General features: G+C 73.8%; 21 protein-coding genes and 1 pseudogene. 12 read left to right on the forward strand and 10 right to left on the reverse strand.

The genetic code is table 11. The annotated features are described in order from the left end of the window. Window positions 1-92 precede the first annotated feature (92 nt). Both QMF80_RS13725 and QMF80_RS13730 read left to right on the forward strand, forming a co-directional pair. Window positions 93-476, forward strand: coding sequence for a helix-turn-helix domain-containing protein (locus QMF80_RS13725; RefSeq protein ID WP_283452935.1), 384 nt, complete (start codon window positions 93-95; stop codon window positions 474-476). Between the two features lie 190 nt (window positions 477-666). After that, window positions 667-903 (forward strand): hypothetical protein, encoded by a 237-nt coding sequence (locus tag QMF80_RS13730; RefSeq protein ID WP_502962839.1) that lies wholly within the window; start codon window positions 667-669, stop codon window positions 901-903. On the opposite strand, the gene QMF80_RS13735 is transcribed toward QMF80_RS13730, so the two are convergent. The 4 genes from QMF80_RS13735 to QMF80_RS13750 form a co-directional block, all read right to left on the reverse strand. Then, window positions 851-1,711 carry an SDR family NAD(P)-dependent oxidoreductase gene (locus QMF80_RS13735; protein ID WP_283452937.1) on the reverse strand — a complete coding sequence of 287 codons (861 nt, stop codon included), beginning with the start codon at window positions 1,709-1,711 and terminating at the stop codon, window positions 851-853. The genes QMF80_RS13730 and QMF80_RS13735 overlap by 53 nt on opposite strands. Further along, entirely contained in the window at window positions 1,712-2,503 is a 792-nt protein-coding gene (locus tag QMF80_RS13740; protein ID WP_283452939.1) for an Fpg/Nei family DNA glycosylase, read from the reverse strand. A gap of 99 nt (window positions 2,504-2,602) precedes the next feature. Further along, the gene (locus QMF80_RS13745; protein WP_283452941.1) at window positions 2,603-3,283 is read right to left on the reverse strand and encodes a hypothetical protein; all 681 of its coding nucleotides are present in this window, start codon (window positions 3,281-3,283) and stop codon (window positions 2,603-2,605) included. A gap of 127 nt (window positions 3,284-3,410) precedes the next feature. Continuing rightward, window positions 3,411-8,018, reverse strand: coding sequence for an ATP-dependent helicase (locus QMF80_RS13750; protein WP_283452943.1), 4,608 nt, complete (start codon window positions 8,016-8,018; stop codon window positions 3,411-3,413). A gap of 80 nt (window positions 8,019-8,098) precedes the next feature. Here QMF80_RS13750 and QMF80_RS13755 point away from each other — a divergent pair, with 80 nt between their 5' ends. The 3 genes from QMF80_RS13755 (at window position 8,099) to QMF80_RS13765 (ending at window position 10,171) form a co-directional block, all read left to right on the forward strand. Beyond that, the gene (locus QMF80_RS13755; protein ID WP_283452945.1) at window positions 8,099-8,965 is read left to right on the forward strand and encodes an AraC family transcriptional regulator; all 867 of its coding nucleotides are present in this window, start codon (window positions 8,099-8,101) and stop codon (window positions 8,963-8,965) included. Window positions 8,966-9,122: 157 nt separating this feature from the next. After that, on the forward strand, window positions 9,123-9,866 hold the full coding sequence (locus QMF80_RS13760; RefSeq protein WP_502962840.1) for an AzlC family ABC transporter permease: 744 nt from the start codon (window positions 9,123-9,125) through the stop codon (window positions 9,864-9,866). After that, window positions 9,863-10,171, forward strand: a complete 309-nt coding sequence (locus QMF80_RS13765; RefSeq protein WP_283452946.1) for an AzlD domain-containing protein — start codon at window positions 9,863-9,865, stop codon at window positions 10,169-10,171. Before QMF80_RS13760 ends, QMF80_RS13765 begins: the two co-directional genes overlap by 4 nt. 35 nt (window positions 10,172-10,206) lie before the next feature. On the opposite strand, the gene QMF80_RS13770 is transcribed toward QMF80_RS13765, so the two are convergent. Then, window positions 10,207-11,133, reverse strand: coding sequence for a hypothetical protein (locus QMF80_RS13770; RefSeq protein ID WP_283453092.1), 927 nt, complete (start codon window positions 11,131-11,133; stop codon window positions 10,207-10,209). 85 nt (window positions 11,134-11,218) lie between these two features. On the opposite strand from QMF80_RS13770, the gene QMF80_RS13775 reads away from it, so the two are divergent. Together QMF80_RS13775 and QMF80_RS13780 are read left to right on the forward strand one after the other, a co-directional pair. Beyond that, entirely contained in the window at window positions 11,219-11,413 is a 195-nt protein-coding gene (locus QMF80_RS13775; RefSeq protein WP_283452948.1) for a DUF3046 domain-containing protein, read from the forward strand. A 248-nt stretch (window positions 11,414-11,661) separates the two neighbouring features. Beyond that, window positions 11,662-12,831 (forward strand): AI-2E family transporter, encoded by a 1,170-nt coding sequence (locus tag QMF80_RS13780; RefSeq protein ID WP_283453093.1) that lies wholly within the window; start codon window positions 11,662-11,664, stop codon window positions 12,829-12,831. On the opposite strand, the gene QMF80_RS13785 is transcribed toward QMF80_RS13780, so the two are convergent. Further along, window positions 12,764-13,570, reverse strand: coding sequence for a Clp protease N-terminal domain-containing protein (locus tag QMF80_RS13785; protein WP_283452950.1), 807 nt, complete (start codon window positions 13,568-13,570; stop codon window positions 12,764-12,766). The genes QMF80_RS13780 and QMF80_RS13785 overlap by 68 nt on opposite strands. A 125-nt stretch (window positions 13,571-13,695) precedes the next feature. On the opposite strand from QMF80_RS13785, the gene QMF80_RS13790 reads away from it, so the two are divergent. The 5 genes and pseudogenes from QMF80_RS13790 to recX all read left to right on the forward strand — a co-directional run. After that, window positions 13,696-14,622 (forward strand): TIGR04222 domain-containing membrane protein, encoded by a 927-nt coding sequence (locus tag QMF80_RS13790; protein ID WP_283452951.1) that lies wholly within the window; start codon window positions 13,696-13,698, stop codon window positions 14,620-14,622. 72 nt (window positions 14,623-14,694) lie between these two features. After that, the gene (locus QMF80_RS13795) at window positions 14,695-16,140 is read left to right on the forward strand and encodes a glyceraldehyde-3-phosphate dehydrogenase (RefSeq protein WP_283452952.1); all 1,446 of its coding nucleotides are present in this window, start codon (window positions 14,695-14,697) and stop codon (window positions 16,138-16,140) included. 342 nt (window positions 16,141-16,482) lie between these two features. Next, window positions 16,483-17,328 carry a S1 family peptidase gene (locus tag QMF80_RS13800; RefSeq protein ID WP_283452953.1) on the forward strand — a complete coding sequence of 282 codons (846 nt, stop codon included), beginning with the start codon at window positions 16,483-16,485 and terminating at the stop codon, window positions 17,326-17,328. 230 nt (window positions 17,329-17,558) lie between these two features. After that, entirely contained in the window at window positions 17,559-18,686 is a 1,128-nt protein-coding gene (recA, locus tag QMF80_RS13805) for a recombinase RecA (RefSeq protein ID WP_283452955.1), read from the forward strand. Beyond that, window positions 18,641-19,279: pseudogene (gene recX / locus QMF80_RS13810) on the forward strand (recombination regulator RecX); the annotation flags it as partial. The gene recA and the pseudogene recX, both read left to right, overlap by 46 nt. Window positions 19,280-19,406: 127 nt before the next feature. On the opposite strand, the gene QMF80_RS13815 reads toward recX, so the two are convergent. Genes QMF80_RS13815 through QMF80_RS13825 form a run of 4 tightly spaced genes read right to left on the reverse strand, consistent with a single transcriptional unit; the run spans window position 19,407 to window position 22,136 of the window. Further along, window positions 19,407-19,805, reverse strand: a complete 399-nt coding sequence (locus tag QMF80_RS13815; RefSeq protein WP_283452957.1) for a rhodanese-like domain-containing protein — start codon at window positions 19,803-19,805, stop codon at window positions 19,407-19,409. Beyond that, the gene (locus tag QMF80_RS13820) at window positions 19,802-20,350 is read right to left on the reverse strand and encodes a cupin domain-containing protein (RefSeq protein WP_283452959.1); all 549 of its coding nucleotides are present in this window, start codon (window positions 20,348-20,350) and stop codon (window positions 19,802-19,804) included. Before QMF80_RS13820 ends, QMF80_RS13815 begins: the two co-directional genes overlap by 4 nt. Before the next feature lie 60 nt (window positions 20,351-20,410). After that, window positions 20,411-20,497, reverse strand: coding sequence for a putative leader peptide (locus QMF80_RS38050; protein WP_311318651.1), 87 nt, complete (start codon window positions 20,495-20,497; stop codon window positions 20,411-20,413). 40 nt (window positions 20,498-20,537) lie between these two features. Next, entirely contained in the window at window positions 20,538-22,136 is a 1,599-nt protein-coding gene (locus QMF80_RS13825) for an FAD-dependent monooxygenase (RefSeq protein WP_283452961.1), read from the reverse strand. Window positions 22,137-22,256: the final 120 nt, after the last annotated feature.

Consider the following 22,256-nt stretch of genomic DNA (forward strand, 5'->3'; position numbering starts at 1 on the left):
GAACACGACATCGCTCCCCGCACGGCCGCCGCGCAAGGCGGTACGGTGGGGCGTGAAGGTTACGGCTACACGGTCAGAGGAGGGAGCCACCGATGATTCTGCTCCGTCGCCTGCTGGGTGACGTGCTGCGTCGGCAGCGCCAGCGCCAGGGCCGTACTCTGCGCGAAGTCTCCTCGTCCGCCCGAGTTTCGCTCGGTTATCTCTCCGAGGTGGAGCGGGGGCAGAAGGAGGCATCCTCCGAGCTGCTCTCCGCGATCTGCGACGCGTTGGACGTACGGATGTCCGAGCTGATGCGCGAAGTGAGCGACGAACTGTCGCTCGCCGAGCTCGCGCGGTCGGCCTCGGCAAGCGAACCGGTCCCGGCACCGGTCCGCCCGATGCTCAATTCGGTCTCCGTGGCCTCGGTCACGGGTGGGCCGCCGGAGCGGGTGACCATCAAGTCGCCCGTGGAAGCGGTGGACGTCGTCGCCGCTTGATTTTCTGAACGTGAGCGTGGCCGGAGCCCCGGTAGGCCTGTGAATCGCCGACCGGGGCTCCCGGCTGTCGGGGGTCCGTCGGGCCCGGGGCGCGGCGTGCCCACCGCTTCCGGGCGGGCGGCTTCTGGGTGCGGGCTCGCGGGGGGTGCGCGAGGATGGGGCGAATCCATCCCGGCCCTGAGAGGCTGCCGTGCGGCGGTTACGGACACTGCGGATACCCCTGGCCCTGGTACTGGGCGCGCTGTGGTGGTGGGCGGTGCTCCGGCTCGCGCTGGCGCCCGCCGCCGCCGGGCCGGTCGAGGGGGCGGTGGCCGTGGGCGGCTGGGGGCTGGGCCTGCTGCCGGTGCACTGCGCCCGCCACGTGGGCGCCTCCGCTACCAGGGCATCGCGACTCCGCCGTTCGGCCGCAGGATCTGACCGGTCATGAACGAGGAGGCCGCCGAGGCGAGGAAGAGCACCGCCTGGGCGATGTCCTCGGGCTCGCCCACCCGGCGCAGCGGGGACATCCGGACCATCGCCGCCTCCGTCTGCTCCTGGGCCTCGGGGCTGTGCCTGCCGGTCATCGGGGTCCGGATCCAGCCCGGGGCGACCGCGTTGACCCTGATGCCGTACGGGCCCACCTCGGTGGCGAGGGTCTTGGTGAGCTGGACCACGGCGGCCTTGGCCGCGCTATAGCAGAGCAGGCCCGGCTGGGCCGCGTCCATGGCGCCCGAGGCCATGGTGATCAGCGAGCCGGGGCGGCCGGACGCGATCAGGGCGCGGGCCGCCTCCTGGCAGGTGTACAGGATCCCCTTGAAGTTGACGTTCATGACCCGGTCGAGGTCCTCGTCCAGGGTCTCCAGCACGCTGCTGGTGTGCATGATCCCGGCGACCGCCGCGGTGATGTCCGGCGGACCCGAGGCCTCGACCACGGCCCTGAGGGCGGCGCGGTCGGTGACGTCGAGGGGATGGACGGTGGCGGCGCCGCCCGCCTTGGCGATCAGGGCGGCCGTCTCGGCCAGCCCGCGCTCGTCGCGGTCCGCGCAGCGCACGGCCGCGCCCGCCTCGGCGAGGAGCAGGGCGCTGGCGCGGCCTATGCCGCTGGCGGCGCCGGTGACCAGGGCGGTGCGCCCGGTGAGGTCGTACGCCGCCAGGGTCGCGGGGGTGGGAACGGGCGCGGGGGAGGCCGTGGGCGCGGGAGTGGCGCTGGGTAGGGGCATGCCGGGACCGTACGACCGGATCTGACGGAGCGTCAACTATCGGGTGGGGCCCGATTGGCAGCGCGGGCACCAGTAGGTGGGGCGGCCGTCCTGCGGGGCCTCGCGGATCGGGGTGCCGCACCGCAGGCAGGGGCGGCGGACGCGCCCGTACACGAAGAGGTCCTGGCCGCGCCGGGGGCTGCCGGTGGTGTTGCGGTGCCGGTCCTTGTTGGCGTCCAGCAGTCGGTGGGCGGCGGCGGCCAGACGCGGGAACGTCCGCTCGGGGTCGGGCAGGTCGCCTACGGGGGTCCAGGGGGTCACCTGGGCCAGGAAGCACAGCTCGGCCTTGAAGATGTTGCCGATCCCGGCGAGGTTGCGCTGGTCGAGCAGGGCCTCGCCGAGCGGGCGGGCCGGGTCGGCGAGCAGATTGCGGGCCGCCCGCGCCGGATCCCAGTCGGGGCCCAGCAGGTCGGGGCCGAGGTGGCCCACCACGTGCTCCTCCTCCGCGGTGCGCAGCAGCTCCAGCACCGGCAGGCGGTATCCGACGGCGGTGAGGTCGGCGGTGGCGAGGACGGCCCGGATCTCGTAGTCGGGACCGCCCCGCCACCGCTCCCCGGGGGCGAAGACCCGCCAGGAGCCGTCCATCCGGAGGTGGCTGTGCAGGGTGAGGCCGCCCTCGATGCGGTGCAGGAGGTGCTTGCCGCGCGGGACGACCGCGAGGGTGGCGCGGCCGGTCAGGTCGGCGGTGGCCAGGCGCGGGACGCGCAGATCGCTGCGGACCAGCTCCCGGCCCGCCAGGGCGGCGTGCAGGCGGGTGGCCGCGCGCCAGATGCTGTCACCTTCGGGCATGGGGACATTGTGGCCCCCGGCCCGAAGGCGCGCCGCGCGCGGCGGCGGGCCACCGGCGGCGGGCCGCAGGGCGCGCCGCCGCCGCGCGCGGGTCCGGTGCTACTTCCAGGTGAGGCCCTTGCCCAGAGTGAAGGGGTCGCCCCAGTACTCGGCGGAGGTGACCTTGGTGTCGGCCGACGGGGCCAGCGCGATCACGCATCCCGTCTGGACCTTGCCGTTGGTGAACCCCTTGGGCAGGGAATCGCTGGGGCACTTCTCGAACGTACCGATGACCGTGAGCTCCTGGGCCTCGCTGCCGTCCCCGAGGTGGCCCTTGACGTGGCCGACCGAGGCGAAGGACAGGTCCGAGGTGCCGACGTTCTTGACCTGGTAGCGGACGTAGTACGGAACCATCCCCTTCACCTTGTCACCGAGCTTGAAGGGGGCGAGGTCGGCGGGCTCGCCCTTCTCGATGGCCGTGACGGCGAGGGAGATGGTGCCCTTGGTGGTGGTGCCGTAGGTGAACGGGAACTGCGCCTGCTCGCCCATCTTGAACTGCTGGCCGGCCTTCGCCGTGCCCGCGCCGCCGCCGGTGGCGGGGGTGCTCGCGGAGTCGGAGGCGTAGGGCGAGGCGCTGTCGCCGGGCTGCGTCGCGGACTCGGACGGCTGGGCGGTGGGCGAGGACGGCTTCGCCGGGGCGGCCTCTTCGTTGCCGCCCTTGCAGCCGCTCAGGGCCAGTACGGCGGCCACCGCGACTCCGGTGGCGGCCAGGGCGGTATTGCGCGTGCTGAACGTACTCACTGTGTTCCCCCATGACTGTACATCGTCAACGTTGCTGATCGGCGGACAGCCTAATCGGCCGGACGGGCGGGATCGCACCGGGTACGTCCCAAGATCGTCCCAGCCTCGTACCAGCCGTGCGGAACGGTCACGGGCGCAGGCGCAGCCCCCTCGGGGTGGCGTGGAAGCCCGCGGCTTCGAGCCCCGGGCCCAGCGGGGACGTCAGCGCCGCCGCCGCGTTGATCCGCTCCACCGTCAGCGGCGCCACGGTCCCCGACCGGCAGGCGGCGGCCAGTACCGCCACCGCCGCCGTCAGCCGGGGGTCGTCCACCGGGGGCCAGGCCAGCAGGGTCTTGCCGCCCCGCTCCAGATACAGGGTCAGCTCGCCGTCCACCAGCACCACCAGCGAGCCCGCCTTGCGGCCCGGCTTGTGGGTGGCCCCGGACGGGGGCTCCGGCCACGGCAGCGCGGCGCCGTACGCGGAGGCCGGATCGGCCGCCGCCAGCACCACCGCCGCCAGCGGGGGAGGGTTCCGCTCGGCCGCCCGCAGCCGGTCCACCGCCCCGTCCATCGCGAACTGGGCCGCGCCCAGGCCCTCCACCACATAGCCGCGCCGGGCCTGCCCGCTGTCCTCGAACGCCGACAGGATCCGGTAGACCGCGCTGAAACCGCCCTGCACCCCCTCGGCCTGGACCGCGCCCCGGGTGACCACCCCGTGCCGGTCCAGCAGGGTCCGGGCCAGCGCGTGCGCCCGGTGGGTGGGGTCCGCCGCCCGGGCGGGCAGCAGGGACCAGCGCCCCGAGACGGTGGGCGGCCCGGGCCGGGATACCTGCGCGCCGAGCGTGCCGTACCGCCCGCGGGGCACGGTCCGCCGGGCCCGGTGGGCGGTCGCGCCCGCCGTGCGGCCCGAACCGAGCAGGGCGCGCAGCGGGGCCAGGGTGTCGTTCGTGAGCCGCCCCGACCAGGCCAGGTCCCACAGGGCCTCCGACAGCTGTACGTCGCTCACCTCGGGCCGAGCGCTCCGCACGGACTCCGCGATCTGGCGGAAGAACAGTCCGTACCCACCGGAGAGCACGTCCAGGACGGCCTGGTGCAGGGGGGACAACTCCAGCGGGTGCGGCGGAGGAAGGAGCAGGGGGGCCGCGTCCGCGAGGTACAGCGAGACCCAGCCGTCCTTGCCGGGCAGCGCTCCGGCGCCCGCCCACACCACTTCGCCGGTGGTGGTCAGCTCGTCCAGCATCCCCGGGGAGAATCCGGCGACCCGCGACGGCAGGATCAGCCGCTCAAGGGCCGACGCCGGGACCGGGGCGCCCTGGAGCTGCTCCACCGCCCGGGCCAGACCGTCGATGCCCCGCAGCGCGCCGCCCAGGTGCTGCCACTGGGGCAGGAAGGTGGCCAGGGCGGTCGGCGGGACGGGTTCCAGCTCCTGGCGCAGCGCAGCCAGGGAGCGGCGGCGCAGTCTGCGCAGTACGGTCGCGTCGCACCACTCCTGGCCGATGCCCGCCGGATGGAACTCGCCCTGCACCACCCGGCCCGCCGCCGCGAGCTGCTGCAGCCCGCCCTCGGCGGTGGCGGCGCCCAGCCCGAAGCGGGTGGCGACGGCCGCCGTGGTGAACGGGCCGTGCGTACGGGCGTAGCGGCCCAGCAGATCGCCCAGCGGGTTCTTCACCGGCTCGGTGAACGCTTCGGGCACGCCGACCGGCAGCGCGGTGCCCAGCGCGTCCCGCAGCCGCCCCGCGTCCTCGATCGAGGCCCAGTGCTCCGCGCCGCCGATCCGCACCCCGATCACCCGGCGTGCCCGCTCCAGGGACCGCGCCCACCGCGGGTCGGCGCCCCGCTCGCCCAGCTCCGCCTCCGTGAGGGGGCCCAGCAGCCGCAGCAGGTCGGCCACCGACTCGGCGTCCCTGGCCCGCCGCTCCTCGGTCAGCCACTGGAGCTCCCGCTCCAGCTCGGCCAGTACCTCCGGGTCCAGCAGTTCGCGCAGCTCCGCCTGGCCCAGCAGCTCCGCCAGCAGCCGGGAGTCCAGGGACAGCGCGGCCGCCCGGCGCTCGGCCAGCGGCGAGTCCCCCTCGTAGAGGAACTGGGCGACGTAACCGAACAGCAGCGAGCGGGCGAAGGGCGAGGGCTCCGCGGTGGTGACCTCCACCAGCCGGACCCGGCGGGCTTCGATGTCGCCCATCAGCTCGGCCAGGCCCGGTACGTCGAAGACGTCCTGGAGGCATTCGCGCACGGCCTCCAGCACGATCGGGAACGAACCGAACTCGGAGGCGACCTGGAGCAGTTGGGAGGCACGCTGGCGCTGCTGCCACAGCGGGGTGCGCTTGCCCGGACTGCGGCGCGGCAGCAGCAGGGCGCGCGCCGCGCACTCGCGGAACCGGGACGCGAACAGCGCGGAGCCGCCGACCTGTTCGGTGACGATGCCCTGGACCTCGGCCCGGTCGAAGGCGACGTCGGCCGCGCCCAGCGGGGCCTTCTCGTCGTCGAACTCGAAGGCGGCGGCGACGGGCGCCGGGTCGTGGTCCAGCAGGTCGAGCGGCTCCCCGCCCAGCCCCAGCAGGTCGGCGTCCGGCAGCCGCAGCACGATCCCGTCGTCGGCGTGCATGACCTGCGCGTCCATGCCGTACCGCTCGGCGAGCCGGGCGCCGAGCGCGAGCGCCCACGGCGCGTGCACCTGGGCACCGAACGGGGAGTGGACCACCACCCGCCAGTCGCCCAGCTCGTCGCGGAACCGCTCGACCACGATGGTCCGGTCGTCCGGCACGTGCCCGCAGGCCTCGCGCTGCTCCGCCAGGTACGCCAGCACGTTCTCCGCGGCCCAGGCGTCCAGCCCGGCCGCCAGCAGCCGCAGCCGCCCGTCCTCCTCGGTCAGGGCGCCGACCTCGCGGACGAACGCGCCCACGGCGCGGCCCAGTTCCAGCGGGCGGCCCAGCTGGTCGCCCTTCCAGAACGGCAGCCGCCCCGGCACCCCGGGCGCCGGGGTGACCAGCACCCGGTCCCGGGTGATGTCCTCGATCCGCCAGGAGGTGGTGCCCAGGGTGAACACGTCACCCACCCGGGACTCGTAGACCATCTCCTCGTCCAGCTCGCCGACCCGGCCGCCGCCCTTCTTCGGGTCCGTGCCCACCAGGAAGACGCCGAACAGCCCGCGGTCCGGGATGGTCCCCCCGGAGGTCACCGCGAGGCGCTGGGCTCCCGGCCGGCCCGTGACCGTACCCGCCACGCGGTCCCATACCACGCGCGGGCGCAGCTCCGCGAACGCGTCCGACGGATAGCGCCCGGCCAGCATGTCCAGCACCGCCGTGAACGCCGACTCGGGCAGCGCCGCGAAGGGCGCCGCCCGCCGCGTCAGGGCCAGCAGGTCGTCCACCTGCCAGGTGTCCATCGAGGTCATCGCGACCAACTGCTGGGCCAGCACGTCCAGCGGATTGGCGGGGATCCGCAGGGACTCGATGGACCCGCTGCGCATCCGCTCGGTGACCACGGCCGCCTGCACCAGGTCGCCGCGGTACTTGGGGAACACCACTCCGGTGGAGACCGCGCCGACCTGGTGCCCGGCCCGGCCCACGCGCTGGAGCCCGGACGCCACCGACGGCGGGGACTCCACCTGGATCACCAGGTCCACCGTGCCCATGTCGATGCCCAGCTCCAGGCTGGAGGTGGCGACGACGGCGGGCAGTCTGCCGGCCTTGAGGTCCTCCTCGACCAGCGCCCGCTGCTCCTTGGACACCGAGCCGTGGTGGGCGCGGGCCATCAGCGGCGGGGCGCCCTGCGCGGCCCCCGACTGGGCCATGATCTCGGCGGGTGGAGCGCCCGAGGGCATGGCCTCGCCCGTGGCCCGTTCGTAGGCGATCTCGTTGAGCCGGTTGCACAGCCGCTCCGCGAGCCGCCGGGAGTTGGCGAACACGATGGTGGAGCGGTGGGCCTGCACCAGGTCCGCGATCCGCTCCTCCACATGCGGCCAGATCGACGGCTTGTCCCCGCCCTCCTTGCCCTCGGTCGCCGGTGAGCCGCCCAACTCGCCCATGTCCTGGACGGGGACGACCACCGACAGGTCGAACTCCTTGGTCGAGGGCGGCTGGACGATCTCCACCTTGCCGCGCGGCGCCAGATAGCGGGCCACCTCGTCCACCGGACGGACCGTCGCCGACAGCCCGATCCGGCGCGCCGGACGCGGCAGCAGCTCGTCGAGCCGCTCCAGCGACAGCGCCAGGTGCGCGCCGCGCTTGGTCGCGGCCACCGCGTGCACCTCGTCGAGGATCACCGTCTCCACCCCGGTCAGCGCCTCGCGGGCGGCCGAGGTCAGCATCAGGAACAGGGACTCGGGGGTGGTGATGAGGATGTCCGGCGGCCGGGTCGCCAGCGCCCGGCGCTCGGCGGGCGGGGTGTCGCCGGAGCGGATCCCGACCCGGATGTCGGGCTCGGGCAGCCCCAGCCGCAGCGATTCCTGCCGGATACCGGTCAGCGGGCTGCGCAGATTGCGCTCCACGTCGACCGCGAGGGCCTTGAGGGGCGATACGTACAGCACCCGGCAGCGCTTCCTCGGCTCGGCGGGCGGCGGTACGGCCGCCAGCCGGTCCAGGGCGGCCAGGAACGCGGCCAGGGTCTTGCCCGAGCCGGTGGGCGCCACCACCAGCACGTCCGCCCCCTCCCCGATCGCGCGCCACGCCCCTTCCTGGGCGGCGGTGGGCGCCCGGAAGGCCCCCGTGAACCAGGAGCGGGTGGCCGGGGAGAACGAATCGAGCGCGGAGCCTGCCATGCCCCCATCGTGCACCCCGCCACTGACACCGGCCCGGACCTGCGTAAACACGCCCGGCGCGCGGGGCGCAGAATGGGGGAATGGCGGCGGTGGAGGGTGCGGGACGCGGACGCGGGGTGCGCGGTGCGGGCGAGTGGGCCCGGCACTGGCGGTACGCCGAGCTGCCCGGCCTCGATCTGCTGCGCGCCCACTACGTGCGCCACACCTTCCCGCGCCACGCCCACGACGGCTACGTCATCGCGGCCGTCACCGGCGGCATCGAGGAGATAGGGCTGCCCGGCTCGGTGGTCCGGGCGGGACCCGGCAGCGTGGTCCTGATCAACCCCGAGGTCCCGCACAGCGCCCGCGCCGGGGTCCCCGAGGGCTGGGCGTACGCCACCCTCTACCCCTCGCGGGAGCTGATCGCGCAGGTGGCCGCCGAGACCGGGGCCCCGCGCGGCACCCCCGGCTTCACCGCGGACATGGTGATGGACCCGCGGGCCGCCCGGATGATCACCGAGGTGCACCGGGCGGCGGAGGAGGGCAATCCGCTGGCCGCCGACACCCTGCTGCGGGGCGTGGTGGCGCGGATGCTGCAGCGGCACGCGGGCCCGCTGCCCGCCCGTACCTTCGCCGCCGGGGGTGTCTGCGACGCCGAGCGGGCCAGGGACCTACTGGAACGGCGGATGACGGATCCGCCCTCGCTGGACCAGCTCGCGGCCTCGCTGGGGACCAGCCCGTTCGCGCTGCTCAGGGCCTTCCGGGAGCGGTACGGGATGCCGCCGCACACCTGGCTCACCGATGCCCGGGTGCGCCGGGCCCGGCTGCTCCTGGAGGCGGGGACCCCGCCCGCCGAGGCGGCGGTCGCCGTCGGCTTCACCGACCAGCCGCACCTCAACCGGCACTTCACCCGGATCGTCGGAGTGCCGCCGGGGGCGTACCGGCGGGGGCGGACCGGCGCTTCCTGAGCGCGGGCGGCGGCGGTGGGGCGGCGGCGGGTGTGCGAGGCGCGGGTCGCCGGTCGTGGGTCGCGGTTCGCGCCGTTCGCGCGGGCCGGGTGCAGGAACGTACAAGACCGGAGGGGCATCGCCCGTCTAGTTTCGCGGGGTGAGAGAGCAGCGGACAGTGGAAGCGGAACCGGACGGGACGACAGCGGCGGCGGACCGGGACGACGGCGGCGCCGGGGAACGGGCCGGGCGCCGGGCCGTGGTGCGCGACGCGCTCGGCGTCGGAGTGGCCGTCGGGCTGTCCGGCTTCGCCTTCGGGGTGACCGCCGCCGGAGCCGGGATCAGCACCGCCCAGGCCTGCGTGCTCAGCCTGCTGGTCTTCACCGGAGCCTCCCAGTTCGCGTTGGTCGGGGCGCTCGCGGCGGGCGGGAACCCGTTCACGGCCGCGGCCGGTGCCTTCTTCCTCGGCACCCGCAACGCCTTCTACGGGCTGCGGCTGTCGCAGCTGCTCGCCCTGCCCCGCGCCGTACGGCCGCTCGCCGCGCACTGGGTCATCGACGAGACCACCGCCGTCGCCCTCGCGCAGAAGGGGCGCGACCACGCCCGGCTCGGGTTCACCGTCACCGGGCTCACCCTGTACCTCCTGTGGAACCTCACGACCCTCCTCGGCGCGCTCGGCGCCGAGGCCATCGGGGACACCGCCGCCTGGGGGCTGGACGCGGCCGGACCCGCCGTCTTCCTGGCGCTGCTCGCCCCGATGCTGCGCACCACCACCGAGCGGGCCGTGGCCCTGCTCGCGCTGGTGCTCGGACTCGGCTTCCTGCCGGTGCTGCCCGCCGGGGTGCCGGTGCTGGTGGCCGCGCTCGCCGCGCCCGCCGTGCTCTTCCTCACCGGCCGCCGCGCGAAGGGACCCCGCTCGTGAACGTCTGGATCGCCATCGGCCTCACCGTGCTCGGGTGCTACGCCGTCAAACTCGCCGGGCTGCTCGTGCCCGCCGGAGCCCTGGAGCGCCCGCTGGTGCGGCGGCTGTCCGCGCTGCTGCCGGTCGCGCTGCTGGCCGCGCTCACCGCGCAGCAGACCTTCAGCACCGGCTCCGCGCTGGTGCTGGACGCGCGGGCCGCCGGACTGGTGGCCGCCGGGGTCGCGCTGCTGCTGCGGGCCCCGTTCCTGGTGGTCGTCGCGGCCGCCGTGGCCGTCACCGCCGGGGTACGGGCCCTGGGCGGCTGAGCGCCGGGCCCGTACCCCGGCGACCGTTGGGAGCCTCAGCGGGCGGCCGCGCCGAGGGGGCGGCCGTACGCCCGCAGGGTCAGCAGTGCCTCCAGGGTCGCGATCGGGCGGCGCTCCAGCGCGCTGCCCGGAGCCCAGGCGCGGCGGCGGACCGGCCAGCCGCCGTCCTCCTCCTGCTGCGCCGCCAGGAAGTCCAGCGAGCGCGCGGTCTCCTCGTCGGTGAACCAGCTCCGCGCCAGGGACTCGGGGCGGCGGGCGAAATCGTGCGGGAAGAGGTGCTCGCCGGGGGCGTAGCCCGGGCCGACCGGGAACTCGGCCCGGCGCGCCGGATCGAGCACGGCCAGCCCCTGCTCCCGGACCAGCCGCCCCAGCCGGTCGGCGGCGGCCGCGGCCCTGGGCCGGTCCGGGCTGCCGTCCAGGAACGTCACCGCGCCCTGGATCTCGTACGGATGCGACCTGCGCAGGGTCTCCACCCGCTCCCAGCAGAAGTCCGTGGCGCGGAACAGCCAGGCGTGCCAGATCCGGTTGCGGTGCAGCAGCCCCACCACCTGCCCGGTGACCTCCAGCTCGCCCGGCGGGTCGTCCTGCATCGGGTGGTAGGGCGCGGCGGGGTAGCCGCGCGGGCCGGGGAAGACCACCGGAAGGGCGCCGTCCGGGGTGGAGACCCCGGTGAGGTGGCGGCACAGCTGCTCGATGCGCCGGCCCGAGCAGCGGCCGAGGGCGTCCAGGACGCGCAGGGCGTGCGCGGTGTGCAGCGGCTGGCTGTGCGGGCCGCGCAGGTCCGGGTCGAGAGCGTGGCCGTAGCCGCCGTCGCCGTTGAGGTAGGAGCCGAGTGCGGTGTCCACCGGGTCGGCGTCCCCGCCGAGGAAGTGGAACGCGAACCGCCGCTGCTCCAGCACCCGCGCCGTGAGCCAGATGAACCGCTCGGCGCGGGCGAGCGGTGCTGCTCCGTCTGCTGCCATGGCCATGGGGGAACCGTAGGGCGGGCCGGGGCGCGGGGCGGCGGGATCGGCCCGGGTGCACTCTCCGGGGCGGGATAATGGACTCATGCGGTTGACGATTTTCTGGGAACGGATGGCGGAGCACTTCGGGCAGGGCTACGCGGAGTCCTTCGCGCGCGATCACGTGATGGCGGAGCTGGGCGGGCGCACGGTGCGCGAGGCGCTGGACGCGGGCTGGGAGACCAGGGACGTGTGGCGGGCGGTCTGCGCGGCGATGGACGTGCCGGCCACGCTGCGCTGAGCCGGGCCGTACCGGACCCGCGCCGCGTCCTGCCTCCCCGAGCCGGGTCGGGCCCCCTCCCGCCGACCCGGGGCGCGGCGTGTTCCGCTGGGCCGTGCGGGTGGCCGTCGTGTCGCTGCCGGTACGGGAGACTTGTCCGTGTGGCAGCCACTGACCAGATCGACGCCGACCCGACCGCCCACCCCTCGTTCCCCCCGTCCGCGGGGGAGCGCCCACCGCCCGGGGGTGGTGCGGGCGTGCGGGAGCGGATGCCGCGCTGGCTGCCGCGCGCGGTGGTCCTCGTACTCGCTCTCGTGGCCTGTTTCCAGCTCGGCAGCTGGGCCTTCCACCAGCTCATCGGGCTGCTCGTCAACATCCTGATCGCGTTCTTCCTCGCCCTCGCGATCGAACCCGCCGTGGCCGGTATGGCGGCCCGCGGGATGCGCCGCGGGCTGGCCACCTTCCTGATGTTCCTCGGGGTGTTCGCGGCGACCGCCGGGTTCGTCGCCCTGCTCGGCTCGATGCTCGCCGGGCAGATCGTCGACATGGTGGAGGGCTTCCCCCGCTACCTCGACTCGGTGATCGGGTCGATCAACAGCACCTTCCACACCGAGCTGTCCCGGCTGGAGATCCAGGACAGCGTGCTGCACTCCGACTGGCTGCAGAAGTACGTGCAGAACAGCGCGAGCGGGGTGCTGGACGTCTCGGCGACCGTGCTCGGCGGGCTCTTCCGGCTGCTGACGGTCGGGCTGTTCTCCTTCTACTTCGCCGCCGACGGGCCCCGGCTGCGGCGCGCGCTGTGCTCGGTGCTGCCGCCCGCCAAGCAGTCGGAGGTGCTGCGGGCGTGGGATATCGCGGTCGCCAAGACCGGCGGCTACCTGTACTCGCGCGGGCTGATGGCGCTGGTCTCGGGGGTCGCGCACTACATCGTCTTCGTGGTGCTGGACGTGCCGTACGCGCCCGTGCTCGCGGTGTGGGTGGGGCTGGTCTCCCAGTTCATCCCCACCATCGGCACCTATCTGGCGGGCGCGCTGCCGATGCTGATCGCCTTCACCATCAATCCCTGGTACGCGCTGTACGTCCTCGGGTTCGTCGTGGTCTACCAGCAGTTCGAGAACTACGTGCTCCAGCCGAAGCTCACCGCCAAGACCGTCGACATCCACCCGGCGGTGGCCTTCGGCTCGGTCATCGCGGGGACGGCCCTGCTCGGGGCGGTCGGGGCGCTCATCGCGATCCCGGCGGTCGCGACGCTGCAGGCCTTCCTGGGCGCGTACGTACGGCGGTACGCGGTGGTCGGCGACGAGGACGGCGAAGACGGCGAGGGCGGTGACGGCGCGAGCGGCGGTCCGGGCCGGGAGCCGGGCTCCGTCGTCAGGAGGCCGGGGCTGCGGGCTGCTGCTGCCTGGTCGCGGCGAGTACAGCGTCCACGGCCTCGGTGACGTTCGCCTCGGCGGCGGCTTTGCTGACGCCGAGGCCGGTGAGCACGCCCTCGCCGTCCTCGAGTTCGAGGAGGGCGAGCAGGATGTGCTCGGTGCCGACGTAGTTGTGGCCCAGCCGCAGGGCCTCCCGGAAGGTGAGTTCCAGGGCCTTCTTCGCGTGCGCGTCGAAGGGGATGAGACGGGCCGGGTCGGGGACCTCACCGTCGGCGGCGCGCGGCGGCAGCGCGGCGGTGGCGGCGGCCCGTACGGCGGCCGGGTCGATCCCCTGGGCGCCCAGGGCGAGAGCGGCGAGGCCCTCGGGCTCGGCGAGCAGACCGAGGACGAGGTGCTCGGGGCGGATCTCGGCGCCCCCGGCCGCCAGGGCTTCGCTCTGGGAGCTGACCACGACGTTGCGGGCGCGCGGGGTGAAGCGGGAGAAGCCCTGGCTGGGGTCGAGGTCATTGTCGCTCTTGGGGACGAAGCGCTTCTGGACGGCCTGGCGGGTGACGCCCATGCTCCGGCCGATGTCGGTCCAGGAGGCGCCCGAGCGGCGGGCCTGGTCGACGAAGTGGCCGATGAGGTGGTCGGCGACGTCTCCGAGGTGCTCGGCGACGACGACGGCTCCGCTGAGCTGTTCCAGGGCGTCGGGGTGGGTCTGCCTGATGCCCGCGATGAGGTCGTCGAGGCGGACCGGGTTGGTCATGCGGACGGGTTCGGTGGCGGCGGCGTCGCCCGCGGCGGGGTTCGTCGGGTTCATCATGAGTGCAACCGTAGGTTGACAGCCGGACGGGTGTCAACCCTGGGTTGTCAGTTGGGTGGAATGGTGGCCAGCGCGTGGACATGGCCGCACACTCGTCCCCAAGGAGCCTGATTCTGGGGGTAGTTGTGTGGATCTTTCTCTTCGTCGCGGCGGCCCTGCCGTTGCTGGGGGCGGCCGTGTGGCGGGTCCGGGCCTACCGGGCGCTGTCCCCGCCCGCCGATCACGGGTCGCTCACGGTGTACGAGGCGGCGTACCTGCGCGGTGGCCGGGCCGCCGTCGCCGACGTGGCGCTGGTCGCCCTCTACCTGGCCGGGCGGCTGGAGGTGCGCGGGGAGCGGAGGGTCGCCCCGGTGGGCGGGGCGCCCGTGCAGGACCCCGTCCAGGCGGCGGCGTACGCGAGCGCGGGGGGTGCCGCGGGCCTGGGTGAGCCCGCCCGTGAGGTCAGGCGGCGGGTCGCGGTCTGTGCGCCGGTGCGGCGGATCGAGCAGGTGCTGGCCGGGCGGGGCCTGGCGGTGGACCGGGGGCGGGCGGGGACGCTCGGGCGGGCGAACGGGGCCGTGGGAGTGCTCGCGGTGGTCGCGGCCCTGCTGGCGATCGCGGCTCTGGTCACCGACTCGCTCACGGGGGAGGGCGACGGGACCGGGCCGCTGGCCGCCTTCGGGGCGCTGGGGCTGGCGACCGGGGGCGTCTGGCTGCTCCCGCGGCGCTTCGGGCGCGCCCCCGCCGGTCACGCGACGCGGGCGGGGCTGCGGCGGCTGCGGGAGGTCAGGGGGGACCGGACCTGGGAGCCGCGGCTGGCGGCCGGGGTGCCGGTCGCGGGCGCGGAGGCGGGCGTACTGGCCGACGTCGCCCGGTACGGCCCCGAGCGGGCCCCGGCGGCGTTCGTCCCGCTGCTGACCCTGCCGTGGCCGCTCGTCCCGGTGGTCGCGTCCTCGTCGTCGGACTCCTCCGGCTCCGGCGGGGGCAAGGGGGAGGTCGGCTGCGGCGGAGGGTGCGGGAGTGGCTGCGGAGGCGGTTGTGGCGGGGGTTGCGGGGGGTGCGGGTGCGGATAGGGGGCACCGTTTGAACGATCAAAAAGGTGGGGGGATAGCATATGAGCGCCCCCTAGCTCGAAAGATAAACCTGTGACTGTCAATGACGACGCGTTCACCAACTGGAAGAACCGCGAGGAGATCGCGGAGTCGATGATTCCGATCATCGGGAAGCTGCACCGGGAGCGGGACGTCACCGTCCTGCTCCACAGCCGCTCCTTGGTCAACAAGTCGGTGGTCAGCATCCTCAAGCTGCACCGATTCGCCCGGCAGATAGCCGGTGAGGAACTCTCGGTCACCGAGACGCTTCCGTTCCTGCAGGCTCTCACCACCCTCGACCTCGGTCCGTCGCAGATCGACATCGGCATGCTCGCCGCGACCTACAAGGCCGACAGCCGCGGCCTCTCGGTGGCGGAGTTCACCGCCGGCGCCGTCGCCGGCGCCACGGGCGACGACAAGATCGAGCGCCGCGAGGCGAAGGACGTGGTCCTCTACGGCTTCGGCCGCATCGGCCGCCTCGTCGCCCGCCTGCTGATCGAGAAGGCCGGATCCGGCAACGGCCTGCGGCTGCGCGCCATCGTCGTCCGCCGGGGCGGTGACCAGGACATCGTCAAGCGCGCCTCGCTGCTGCGCCGCGACTCGATCCACGGTCAGTTCCAGGGCACGATCACCGTCGACGAGGCGAACAACAAGATCATCGCCAACGGCAACGAGATCAAGGTGATCTACGCCAACGACCCGTCGGAGATCGACTACACGGCGTACGGCATCAAGGACGCCATCCTCATCGACAACACGGGCAAGTGGCGTGACCGCGAGGGCCTGTCGAAGCACCTGCGCCCCGGCATCGACAAGGTCGTGCTCACGGCTCCGGGCAAGGGCGACGTCCCCAACATCGTCCACGGCGTCAACCACGACACGATCAAGCCGGACGAGCAGATCCTGTCCTGTGCCTCCTGCACCACCAACGCGATCGTCCCGCCGCTGAAGGCGATGGCGGACGAGTACGGCGTCCTGCGCGGCCACGTGGAGACCGTCCACTCGTTCACCAACGACCAGAACCTGCTGGACAATTACCACAGCGCCGACCGCCGGGGCCGTTCCGCGCCGCTCAACATGGTCATGACAGAGACCGGTGCCGCCTCGGCCGTCGCCAAGGCGCTGCCCGATCTCAAGGCGCCGATCAGCGGCAGCTCGATCCGCGTCCCCGTGCCGGACGTCTCGATCGCGATCCTCAGCCTGCGGCTCGGGCGCGAGACCACCCGCGAGGAGGTCCTCGAATACCTGCGGGGCGTCTCGCTGACCTCGCCGCTGAAGCGTCAGATCGACTTCACCACCGCCCCCGACGCGGTCTCCAGCGACTTCATCGGGTCGCGGCACGCCTCGATCGTCGACGCGGGCGCCACCAAGGTCGACGGCGACAACGCGATCCTCTACCTCTGGTACGACAACGAGTTCGGCTACTCGTGCCAGGTCATCCGGGTCGTCCAGCACGTCTCCGGCGTGGAGTACCCGACGTACCCGGCTCCGGCGGTCTGATCCGCCCCGTCCGGTCCCGCTGCCCGTCCGGCCCCTTGCCCGCACCACGGGCTCGGGATCGGGCGGGCCGCGGTTTTTCCGGAGCCTTCCCGGGGCGCCGGCGGCCCGAATCCGGCCGAGAGGTGACTTGCGCCCGGCCGTGATCCCGTACGCCCGCCCCTGATCGCGCCCGGCGGCCCCGCACCGCCAGCCGCCGCCCCGCACCGACCGCGCCGATCATGGCCGGATCGGGGGGTTCCGCAACGCACCCCGCCCTCTTGCCAGTTGAAGCGGGGGTCCCAACAATGCGCATGACAACCGGAGGATCTTCGGTTGCATCGTCATTCAGAGGGGAACCCCCACATGAAGAAGCCTCTCGCCGGCGCGCTGCTCTCCCTGCTCCTGATGGGAGCGGCAGCAGCCCCGGCCGTGGCCTCCGTCCCCCAGTCGAAGGCGGAGAAGGCCGCGCAGGCCGTCACGGTCAACTACGCGGGAACGGTCGCGCTCAGCAACTGTTCCGGCTCGGTCGTCCGGACGCCCAACTCCCTCGCGAGCGACCCCGCGCTCGTGCTCTCCAACGGCCACTGCCTGGAAACCGGCTTCCCGGCCGCCGGTGAGGTCATCAAGGACCAGCCGTCCAGCCGTTCGTTCTCGCTGCTCAACGGGTCCGGCTCGAAGGTCGCGACGCTGCGGGCCAGCAAGGTCTCGTACGCGACGATGACCGACACGGACATCTCGATCTACCAGCTGACCAAGACGTACGCGCAGATCCAGAGCCAGTACGGGATCAGCGCGCTCACCCTCAACGACACGCACCCGACGCAGGGCGCGTCGATCAAGGTCGTCTCGGGCTACTGGAAGCGGATCTACTCCTGCAGCGTCGACGGGTTCGTCTACCGCCTCAAGGAGGGCGACTGGACCTGGAAGGACTCGATCCGTTACACCTCGTCCTGCGACACCATCGGTGGCACCTCGGGCTCGCCGGTGATCGACACGGCCACCGGCCGGGTCGTCGCCGTCAACAACACGGGTAACGAGGACGGCCAGCGCTGCACGGAGAACAACCCGTGCGAGGTGGACCAGAACGGCAACGTCACGGTCCGCCAGGGCATCAACTACGCGGAGGAGACGTACATCATCGTCCCCTGCATAGGCGCGGGCAGCAAGATCGACCTGACCCGCCCCGGCTGCACCCTGCCGCGGCCGTAGTACTTGCGCCCGCCCGGCCCGTCCGGCCCTCTCGGGGCCGGGCGGGCCGGTTCCGTCTCGGGGTCTTCGCCGAGGTCCGGGGGCTCTGGCGTGGTGCGCTTGACATGGAAATCGAACATCCATTCTGATGGGTTATCCACAGGCGGCGCGGGGGTGGAGGCGCATTGTCAGTGGCAGGCGTTAGCGTCAATGGCGTGAAGCGATCGACTCAAGCAAATCGGGTGGAACCCATGGCAGGCACCGACCGCGAGAAGGCCCTCGACGCCGCTCTCGCACAGATTGAACGGCAATTCGGCAAGGGTGCGGTCATGCGCCTCGGCGACAAGCCGAACGAGCCCATCGAGGTCATCCCCACCGGATCGACCGCGCTGGACATCGCCCTGGGCGTCGGCGGGCTGCCGCGCGGCCGTGTCGTGGAGGTGTACGGGCCGGAGTCCTCCGGCAAGACGACCCTGACCCTGCACGCCGTGGCCAACGCGCAGAAGGCCGGCGGCACCGTCGCCTTCGTGGACGCCGAGCACGCCCTCGACCCCGAGTACGCCAAGGCCCTCGGCGTCGACACCGACAACCTCATCCTGTCCCAGCCGGACACCGGCGAACAGGCGCTGGAGATCGTGGACATGCTGGTCCGCTCCGGCGCCATCGACCTCATCGTGATCGACTCCGTCGCGGCGCTCGTGCCGCGCGCGGAGATCGAGGGCGAGATGGGTGACTCCCACGTGGGTCTGCAGGCCCGTCTGATGAGCCAGGCCCTCCGCAAGATCACCGGTGCGCTCAGCCAGTCCAAGACCACCGCGATCTTCATCAACCAGCTCCGCGAGAAGATCGGTGTGATGTTCGGCTCGCCGGAGACCACCACCGGTGGCCGCGCGCTGAAGTTCTACGCCTCGGTGCGTCTGGACATCCGCCGCATCGAGACCCTCAAGGACGGCACGGACGCGGTCGGCAACCGCACCCGCGTCAAGGTGGTCAAGAACAAGGTCGCGCCGCCCTTCAAGCAGGCCGAGTTCGACATCCTCTACGGCCACGGCATCAGCCGCGAGGGCGGTCTGATCGACATGGGCGTGGAGCACGGCTTCGTCCGCAAGGCCGGTGCCTGGTACACGTACGAGGGCGACCAGCTCGGTCAGGGCAAGGAGAACGCGCGCAAGTTCCTGTGCGACAACCCCGACCTCTCCGACGAGATCGAGAGGAAGATCAAGGAGAAGCTGGGCGTGGGCGTCCGCAAGGCCGCTGTCGTCGAGCCGGCCGCGGACGCGGCGGGCGGTGCGGCCGCGACGGCCGATGACGCCGCCAAGACCGTTCCCGCCCCGGCGGCGAAGGCCAAGACGGCCAAGGCCGCCGTAACCAAGAGCTGACCGTGTGGGAGCAGAAGGGGGCAGGCGGTCCGGACCGGCCGCGCGGGTCCGGCGGGGCCGGATCCGAGCGGGGGCTGCCGCCCCAGAGCCCCGAGGAGCAGGCGCGGGCGATCTGTCTGCGCCTGCTCACCGGGACCCCGCGCACCCGGCGCCAGCTCGCGGACGCCCTGGACAAGCGGGGCATCCCCGAGGAGGTGTCCGATCAGGTCCTCTCCCGCTTCGAGGAGGTGGGCCTGATCGACGACGCCGCCTTCGCCGGGGCCTGGGTCGAGTCACGGCACCACAGCCGCGGCCTCGCCCGCCGGGCGCTCGCCCGTGAGCTGCGGACCAAGGGGGTGCACGCGGCCCTGGTCGACGAGGCCCTCGGGCAGCTCGACTCCGAGCAGGAGGAGCGCACCGCCCGGGAGTTGGTGGACCGCAAGCTCCGCACGACCCGGGGCCTGGAGCGGGACAAGCGGATCCGGCGCCTCGCCGGGATGCTGGCCCGCAAGGGCTACGGGGAGGGCATGGCCCTGCGGGTGGTGCGGCGGGCCCTCGAGGAGGAGGGCGAGTACGACGCCGACGCCGACGGGCTGGAGTACCGGGCGTTCTGAGCGGAGCGAGCCCCGGGGCACTGACCCCGCGGCACCGCCCCGGCCTCGCCCCTGTCCGGCTTCACCCCGTCCCCCGGCCCCGGCTTTCGTAGCCCCGGCCCCCGGCCCTCGGCCCGCCGTGGCGAGGTCAGACGCTGGGCGCGGTGACCGGGAGGGCGGCGGACTTCCAGGCCTGGAACCCGCCGATCAGGTCCGTGGCCCGGCGCAGGCCCAGGGCCCGCAGGGAGGCCACCGCCAGGGAGGACGCGTAACCCTCGTTGCAGATCACCACGATCCGCAGGTCGTGGGAGGTCGCCTCCGGGGCGCGGTGGCTGCCCAGGGGGTCCAGTCGCCATTCCAGTTCGTTGCGCTCGATCACCAGCGCGCCCGGGATCAGCCCGTCCCGCTCGCGCAGCGCCTGGTAGCGGATGTCCACCAGCAGGGCTCCGTCCAGGGAGGCCGCGTGGGCCTCGGCCGCCCCGATCCGCTCGTAGGTGGCACGGACCCGCTCCAGCAGTTCGTCGATGCCGACGGGGGCGGCGCTCACTGCCAGTCCGCCGGACGCTCGACCTGCTCCAGCGTGAGGACCGGACCGCTGCGGCTGTAGCGGCGGATCAGCGGGAGCGGCGGGTAGTACGCGTGGACCGACACGGCGTGCTCGGTGGGGGACTCGTTCAGTACCTCGTGCACGTGGTGCTCGCCGAAGGCGCGCCCGGCGCCCGCGACCAGGGCCCGGCTGCGGTCCAGCCCGTTGGCCAGGTGCAGGGACTGCCAGCCCTCCGAGGGCAGCCGGACCGACAAGGAGTGCTCGGTGAGCCTGCCGCGCGCGGTGGCGAAGGCCCCGCGCGACTCGGCGTGGTCGTGCCAGCCGGTTCCGGTGCCCGGCGGCCAGCCGATCAGCCAGGCCTCACTGCCGCCCGGACCGTCGAGCCGGACCCAGGTGCGGCCCTCGGGGTCGAGGGGGAGGGAGGCGATCAGCTCGGGATCGGCGGCGCTGCGCAGCGCGAAATCGAGGAGTTCGGCGGCGCCCGGACCGGAAGGGCGCGGGGCGGCGGAGGGCGCGGGGGCAGCGCTGAGCAAGGAGGAAGACATCGGGGAACGACCGTCCTGGGAGTTCGCGAGAGCGCGCCGGGGCGCGCGGGAGGTAGCGAGTCAGCAGGAAGGGCGACAGACGCAGCCCGCATAGCGGAGGAGGTCCATGTGGACCCTCCGCCACAGGCGAACGTCGTTGCCGGTCATGTCCGCGAGTGAACCACGGGCGGCCTGGGGGGTCAATCGATCATTGGTGGGGTGTGGCGGACGCCTCGGGCAGCGCCAGCGGCGCCCGGCCGGTCGCGGCGGATTCCGGGGCGCCCGCCCGTACCGCGTCGGCGGCCTGGTACAGCTCCTCCGGCCGGACCCCCGCGAAGGTGGCGGCGAGGTGCCCGTCGGGGCGCAGCAGCAGCACGGTGTGCGCGGCGGCCCCCGGGTAGCCGTCGGCGACCAGCAGTTCGGCGCGCACCGGCAGGGCGTCGACCGCCGCCGCGAGCCGGGGCATCAGCCCGGCGCCCATCCAGTGGCGCCGCTCCCACACGCCGGTGCCGGGGGCGACCAGGAGGACCAGGAGCCTGCCCCGGCCGAGCAGGTCGCGCAGCGGGACGGTCGACCCGTCCGGCGCGGTCACCGGTACGTTCGCGGCCTGGCCGCCCGGTTCGGTGTCGGTCGGTACCTCGCGTACGGCCACCGGCGGGGCGTACGCCGGGGGCGCGCCCAACGGCCCGCGCCCCAAGTGGCCGTCCGTGAGCAGGGTTTCGTGACTGCGACCGGCCCCCGGCACGTACGTCCGCAGGCCGCCTGTGCCGCGCAGGACGGGCATCACCTGGTCGGCGGCGCGCAGCCGGGCGGCGACCGCGGTGCGGCGTTCGCCCTCGTACCCGTCGAGCAGGGCCTCGGACGCGCCGTGGTGCCAGGCGAGGGCGAGCCGCCAGGCCAGGTTCTCGGCGTCCCGCAGCCCTTCCTCGACCCCCTGGGTGCCCAGCGCGCCCAGCAGGTGGGCGGCGTCCCCGGCGAGGAAGGCGCGGCCGTCGCGCCAGCGCCGGGCGAGCCGGTGGTGCAGGGTGTGGACGCCGGTGTCGATCAGGTCGTACGGGGGCGTGCTCCCCTCGCACCAGCCCGCGAGGGTGTCGCGGATCAGCCCGATCAGCGCGTCGGGCGTGACCAGGTCCCCGCGCGGCGGCAGCAGCCAGTCCAGGCGCCACACCCCGTCGGGCAGCGGCCGCGCCGTGACCTCGGCGCTCTTCGGGGAGCGGCCGCGGTGCAGCAGGGCCTCGCCGGGCCAGGGGAGTTCGGTGCGCAGCGCGGCAACGGCGTACCGTTCCACGGCGGTGCGCCCGGGGAAGCGGATGCCCAGCAGCTTGCGCACGGTGGAGCGGGCGCCGTCGCAGCCGACCAGGTGGCTGCCGCGCCACCAGGTGGTCGCGACGCCTCCGGTGTGCGCGGTGACCCCGTGCGGGTCCTGTTCCAGGGCGTCGAGGTGGGTGTCGGTGACCAGTTGGACGAGGGGGTGCGCGGCGGCGGCGTCGCGCAGCCCGCGGGTCAGGGCGTGCTGCGGCAAGTGCAGCGGCGCGGTGGTGTCCTCGAAGGTGGTCCGCCGGGTGTCCCGGCCGCGCCGCGTCGTGCGCCAGGCGGCGAAGTGGGCGCCCTCGTCGCGCAGGGTCGTACAGCCGAGGCGGTGGACCATCGCGGCGGTATCGGCGTGCAGGACCACGGTGCGCGCGGGCCGGGGTTCCTCCTTGCCCGGACCTTCGTCGAGGACCACGGAGGGTACGCCCGCGCCGGCCAGGGCGAGGGCGAGAGCGAGTCCGACGGGCCCCGCGCCCACGACGATCACCGGGTCCACGGTGCGGCTCCCGATGTCCGGTATGTGATCACAGAACGTATGCAACCCACTGAATGCGCATGCGTCAAGTGACAGTGGTAGGTGTGACGCCTTGTGGTGCGACGGAAGACTTCCGCCGCA

The organism is Streptomyces sp. G-G2 (assembly GCF_030063135.1).
Lineage (GTDB): Bacteria > Actinomycetota > Actinomycetes > Streptomycetales > Streptomycetaceae > Streptomyces.